A 1,262-nucleotide genomic window follows, 5' to 3' on the forward strand; every position below is an offset into this window, starting at 1 on the left:
AAACCAGGCTTGAAAAAAGCTCGTAAAGCATCACAATTTAGTAAACGTTAAAACTTATTTAAACTTATTGAAAGCATTTCGTATCAAAAATACGGGATGCTTTTTCTGTTCACCCCAAATTTTTGTAACTAGGTGATACTTGAAATTAATACAAATTTGGTTGTTTTTGATAAATCTAAGCAACACTAAATGATGAAGTGAAAGGGGATGAATCTTTGATAGTATTCATTTATTGTGAAATATGATATATTTATTAATTAGATGGATGAATACTTCTAGAGTTAAATATAGCATAATAGGGACAGACTTTTTGGTTTATTTTTGTTTGTAGTCGGATTATGAAAGAATATCCAATATTATGCGATAAGATAGAATGTTACAAAAAAGAAAGGGGATGCAATCCGATGAAGAAAGACAGATTAATTGTATTGACAGATGCTGTTCTAGCAATTATTATGACCATCTTGATTTTAGAGTTAGAAAAACCAACAACACCAAGTCTTGAAGCTTTTTGGGATTTACGGCAAAATTTCTTTGCTTGTTTTCTTTCCTTTTTCTGGTTGGGATCGTTATGGATGGCACTAAACACATTATGGGAAAAGGTTGAGAAAATTTCCTCAGAAATTATTTGGTGGAATTTGTTTCTACTCTTGGAGCGGCAGGAGTTCTCTTTGGAGAATTTCATGCCATCCAAGATACCAGTCTGAATGATGTGGTGGACCGGATCTATATAAATGTCAAGGATTTACCGTTTCAGTCCTTGGGAGCTTTAGCTAATATCCTGTCTGATATTAAGAAGGGACTGATTCAAGACAGTCATATCTGGTCTTTCTTCCAGTCATTTTTCAAACAATATCAGTTGATAATCAGCTTAAATCAGATCTATCAGTTTGTCTATCTTTCTCTGATGGAGATCATGTCCTATCTTCACTTTGATTATTGGAAAAAACGGCTCGGTCAGGAGCTAGTATGAATAAGGAGAACAAATGAGACGTTTAAAAATGTTATGGCATATTATACAGGTTACGGGTTTTACTCGGTTTGCTCTGAGTTTTGTGACCTTTGTTTTTGGGTCAGGAGGCGTGCTTTTCCTAGTTGAACCTGCTATCACAAATTACGGAGACGGTCTTTGGTATGCTTTTGTGACTTCGACGACTGTCGGCTACGGGGATCTCCTAGCTGTGACCTTGATTGGAAGGATTACCAGTGTCTTCTTGACGATTTATGGGCTCATATTTTTTGGCTGTTTATCAGCTGTTATT

The 1,262-nt window shown here is 35.4% G+C and carries 3 protein-coding genes; all 3 read left to right on the forward strand.

Translation table 11 applies throughout. The features are described from left to right. Positions 1 to 404 precede the first annotated feature (404 nt). The gene (locus WKT08_RS10370) at positions 405 to 707 is read left to right on the forward strand and encodes a TMEM175 family protein (protein WP_004240734.1); all 303 of its coding nucleotides are present in this window, start codon (positions 405 to 407) and stop codon (positions 705 to 707) included. Next, positions 632 to 973, forward strand: coding sequence for a hypothetical protein (locus WKT08_RS10375; protein ID WP_195183559.1), 342 nt, complete (start codon positions 632 to 634; stop codon positions 971 to 973). The genes WKT08_RS10370 and WKT08_RS10375 overlap by 76 nt, the downstream gene beginning before the upstream one ends. Positions 974 to 986: 13 nt before the next feature. Next, positions 987 to 1,262: ion channel (locus WKT08_RS10380; protein WP_287516424.1), on the forward strand; the 276-nt coding region annotated here is incomplete at its 3' end.

The organism is Streptococcus sp. HCA-5024 (genome assembly GCF_037890265.1).
GTDB classification, from domain to species: Bacteria; Bacillota; Bacilli; order Lactobacillales; family Streptococcaceae; genus Streptococcus; species Streptococcus lingualis.